The organism is Mycobacterium mantenii, from assembly GCF_001667865.1.
Lineage (GTDB): Bacteria > Actinomycetota > Actinomycetes > Mycobacteriales > Mycobacteriaceae > Mycobacterium > Mycobacterium mantenii_A.
The window spans coordinates 1-4252 of the sequence record NZ_LZJP01000107.1; the positions used below are offsets into that span (position 1 = coordinate 1).

Here is a 4252-nt window from a genome sequence, read left to right on the forward strand (position 1 = left end):
TCGTCGAGGGGGTTGCACATGCCCGGGGCGGCGAGTTTGGCCAGCACCGCCTCGAGGGTGGCGCGGGCCTCGGGGGTGAGCCAGCCGCGCAGCGCCGACATGCCGTCGGGTTGCTGGTTGCCCAGGTTCAGGCCACGCTGCCGGGCCCGGTCCTCGTCGGTATAGCGGCCGTCGGGGTTGAGGCAGTCGGCGAGCGTCTTGGCGAGCGCGGCCAGTTGTTCGGGCCGATACCGGGTGCCCTCCTTGGCCAATCGGGCTTCGGCGTGCTCGCGGGTCGCCGCATCTATCCAGCCGGGCAGCTGGTGGTAGAACGTGCGGATCACCGCGATTTGGCCGGCCCCCAGTGTGCCGTCGCGTTGGGCGGCCGCGGTGGCGGCCAACGCCGGTGCGACGGGCTCCCCGGTCAGGCCGTGGCGCGGGCCCAGATCGCGCGCTTCCTTGACGCGCCGGGACGCTTCGGCGCGGCTGATCAGCGTCGCCTCGGTGAGCGCATGGGTCAGCGTGCCGCCGAGTTCCTCCGATGGGGCCTGGCGGGCAAGGGAATTGATCAGCGGATGCTCCAGGGCCGGGATGCGCCGACGCAGCTTCTCGCAGCGCTCCAACACCGCCAGTTGTTGCCGCGGACTCAACGCCTCCAACGACAACCCGCAGGCACGATCCAAGTCGGCATCGAGCGCGTCGAACACCGCGTCGACCTCCTGGGCACCACTTGGACTCACACCGCCAAACTAACCACCCCCACCGACAAAAAAACGCTCGATGTGACAGTTGAAACAGAAGTGGTGCAATGGATTTCGCTAGAAGTCCAGCCCCGAGAACATCATCCGGTTGGGGTCGTACTTCTGCCGGACGGTGGTCAGCCGCGGCAGGTTCGGGCCGTAGTAGCGTGCCGGGGCCGCGTTGGCCTCCAGGTAGTTGACGTAGCCGCCGACCGAGAACTGTTGCACCGCCTGGTGCGCGGTGCCCAGCCAGGTGGTCGCCGCACCCACCTGGCTGGCGGCGGGTTCGACGTACCACTGCACCACCGCGGACTGCGTGCGCCACGGAAACGCGGTGTCACCCGGGGCCACGTCGGCCACCGCGCCACCCAGCGGATCGATCAGCACCGAGGCCTGGCCCGCCCCGGAGGCGGGCCACTGCCCGGCCGCGGTCGCAATGGCATGGGCCGCATCCGAAGTCATCGGCCCGATCACATCGCAGCCGGCCACGAAACCGCGCGCCGGACTGGTCGCGCTACCGCCGGCCAGATAGGTGACGAGCTCCAGGTGGCTGAGCTTCTTGTTGGTCACGGCGCTGGGCGCCAGCCCCACCGCCGATTTGAGGGCGTCGACCACACCGGAGCCGGTGCCGGCGGGCGACGTCGCCAGCACATGGCAATTCGCCTGCGCCGAACCGACCGACAGATCGACCATGCCCCACGTGTTCCGGTCGGCGCCCGCCAGCCAGGACTGCCAGCCGGTGAGCAACTGCACCGCCGACGACGGCGGAAAGTCCAGCCGGACCAGATCGCTGTCGGCGGTGGCGAAGGTCGCGAACGTCATCGAGGTCGTCACCCCGAAATTGCCGCCGCCGCCACCGCGCAACGCCCAGAACAGATCCGGGTTGTCGTTGGCCGACGCGGTGACCACGTCGCCGCTGGGCAACACCACCGTCGCGGACTGCAGCGCGTCGCAGGTGAGCCCGGCACGCCGAGTGTCGGCCCCCACCCCGCCGCCCAGCGCGAGACCCGCCATTCCGACGGTGGGGCAGGTGCCGGTGGGAACGGCGCGGCCCGCACCGGCCAGGGCCTGGTGTACCGCATACACATTCGTCGCCGGGGTCACCGTGACGTTATTACCGTCGAAGTTCGCCCCGCCGGGAAGACCGCGCAGGTCGAGCACCATGGTGCCGTTGGCGCCGGACGCACCGACATACGAATGCCCACCGCCGCGCGGGGCGATCTTGAGGTTGTTGGCCTTCGCGAACGCGACCGCCTTCTGCACGTCGGCCTGCGACGAAACCCGCACCACCGCAGCGGGATTGGAATTATTGTAGAAGGAGTTGAAAACCTGTTTGGCGCTGGTGAATTGGGTGCCGTTGGCCGGCAGCAACACACTTCCGCCGATCGACGAGGCCAGGCCGCCCCAGCCGGCGGTGGGGTCCGCGGCCGCCGGGGCGGTGCCGAACACCGCTCCCGTCGCCAACATTCCGACGACGCCGCGAAGAAACGCCTGACGCGAGATCTCGTGATTGGGTGGGCGGCTCGTCATTGGGCGGATTCTGGTTCATTTCGCGCCGGGAAATCCGGCGCCGCCGCCCGTGTTCACATCACAGTGTGGCGTCGATCTGCCCACCGGCCTTGCGCAATCGGGCCGCGTAATAACCGACGTCGCGGACACCGTGGCCTCACGAAACGCTTATTGCGCGAACCTTTACCCCACCGTGTCGCAAACGTGACAGTCATGGTTCAGAGTTCGTAGGCGTGATCCGAGTGCCTCAGACGCACTCCATGGCGGACGGGGAGGCTCGCGTGAAGGCAGTTGCACGGACTCATCAATGGATCTGGATTTTTCGTCATCAGCCCCTCACCATTCGCCTGCTGGCCGCGGCCGCCGGCCTGCTGACCGTGGCTTCGGCGTTCGCGGCGCCGGCCGGAGCGGACGGGAACGGCGACGAATTCATCGACGCGCTCAACCATGCCGGCATCGACTTCGGCGAGCCCGGCAACGCGATGGCCGTCGGCGAGTCGGTGTGCCCGATGCTGGCGCAACCCGGCGGCAACTTCGCCGCGGTCGCGTCCACCGTCTCCGGCCGGGGCATGTCACCCACGATGGCCCGCATGTTCACCACGATCGCGATCCAGACGTACTGCCCCGAGGAGATGGCAAACATCACCAGCGGCAACCTGTCCGGCGCCATGCCGCAGGTTCCGGGAATGGCCGGGCAGATGCCGGGCATGACGGGACAAATCCCGGGCATGCCGGGCCAAATCCCCGGCGTGGCGGGCCAACTGCCCGCGATGACCGGCCAGGTCCCCGGCATGGCCGGGCAACTCCCCGCGATGGCCGGCCAGGTGCCGGCCCTGCCGAGGGTCTGAGCGCCTAGCGGGTGCCCAGCGGGTCGATGGTCCACGCGATGTAGAACATCGCCGCCCCGACCGTCGCTGTGGTAACGAAGTCGATTCCCTTGCCGCGCACCACCAGAAGGCCGGCACGGTCCTCGGACAACAGCAACCGCAGCAGCGCCGCCACGCCGACACCGATACCGATCAACAGCGAGCCACGGCGCCAGAAGTTGGCCCCGACCAACGCCAGCGCCGTCGCAAAGATCAGGCCTACCACCAGAATTGGCCATTGGGCCCGCAGCACGGTGCGTGCGGTCATTTCCGCTCGGCCAGCTCGACGACGTTGGTCAGCAGGAAGGCCCGGGTCAACGGTCCGACACCGCCAGGGTTGGGCGACACGTGACCGGCCACGTCCCACACGTCGGGGTGCACGTCGCCGGCGAGTTTGCCGTCCACCCGGCTGACGCCGACGTCGAGCACCGCGGCGCCGGGACGCACCATGTCGGCGGTGAGCATGTGCGGCACCCCGACGGCCGCGACAATGATGTCGGCCTGCCTGGTCAGCGCCGGCAGGTCGCGAGTCCCCGTGTGGCACAACGTCACCGTCGCGTTCTCGGATCGACGGGTCAGCAGCAGCCCCAGCGGGCGGCCGACCGTCACGCCGCGGCCGATGACGACCACGTGCGCCCCGGCGATCTCGACGTCGTAGCGGCGCAACAGGTGCACGATGCCGCGCGGGGTGCAGGGCAGCGGGGCCGGGTTGTTGAGCACCAGCCGGCCCAGGTTGGTCGGGTGCAGGCCATCGGCGTCCTTGTTGGGGTCGACCCGCTCCAGCGCCGCGTTCTCGTCCAGCTGCTTGGGCAGCGGCAGCTGCACGATGTAACCGGTGCAGTCCGGGTTGGCGTTGAGTTCGTCGATGGTCTCGTTGAGCGCGGCGGTGCTGATGTCGGCGGGCAGGTCGCGGCGGATCGAGGTGATGCCGACCTTGGCGCAGTCGGCGTGCTTACCCCGCACGTAGGCCTGGGAGCCGGGGTCATCGCCGACCAGGATGGTGCCCAGGCCGGGGGTGCGGCCCGACGCGGTCAACGCGGTCACCCGGTGTTTGAGGTCGACGAAGATCTCGTCGCGGGTGGCCTTGCCGTCCAGCGTGATTGCTCCCACGCTGACAGTCTGGCAGACATCGATGATGGCGACCCGCCACGCCCGGCT

At 69.2% G+C, this 4252-nt stretch carries 5 protein-coding genes; 1 reads left to right on the forward strand and 4 read right to left on the reverse strand.

Annotated features, from left to right (window positions below; translation table 11 throughout):
* Together A5688_RS20410 and A5688_RS20415 are read right to left on the reverse strand one after the other, a co-directional pair.
* The coding region (locus A5688_RS20410; protein WP_120312572.1) for a DUF222 domain-containing protein at positions 1–719 on the reverse strand (719 nt) is incomplete at its 3' end.
* Positions 720–797: 78 nt separating this feature from the next.
* Positions 798–2249 (reverse strand): FAD-dependent oxidoreductase, encoded by a 1452-nt coding sequence (locus A5688_RS20415; RefSeq protein ID WP_082955054.1) that lies wholly within the window; start codon positions 2247–2249, stop codon positions 798–800.
* Between the two features lie 260 nt (positions 2250–2509).
* Between A5688_RS20415 and A5688_RS20420 the strand changes: the two genes are divergently transcribed.
* Positions 2510–3076: a DUF732 domain-containing protein gene (locus tag A5688_RS20420; RefSeq protein ID WP_067909567.1), complete on the forward strand. Its 567-nt coding sequence runs from the start codon at positions 2510–2512 to the stop codon at positions 3074–3076.
* A 4-nt stretch (positions 3077–3080) separates the two neighbouring features.
* Here the strand turns inward: A5688_RS20420 and A5688_RS20425 are convergent, their stop codons facing one another.
* Positions 3081–3362, reverse strand: coding sequence for a DUF3017 domain-containing protein (locus A5688_RS20425; RefSeq protein WP_067837530.1), 282 nt, complete (start codon positions 3360–3362; stop codon positions 3081–3083).
* On the reverse strand, positions 3359–4204 hold the full coding sequence (locus A5688_RS20430; protein ID WP_067909565.1) for a bifunctional methylenetetrahydrofolate dehydrogenase/methenyltetrahydrofolate cyclohydrolase: 846 nt from the start codon (positions 4202–4204) through the stop codon (positions 3359–3361). The genes A5688_RS20425 and A5688_RS20430 overlap by 4 nt, the downstream gene beginning before the upstream one ends.
* Positions 4205–4252 lie beyond the last annotated feature (48 nt).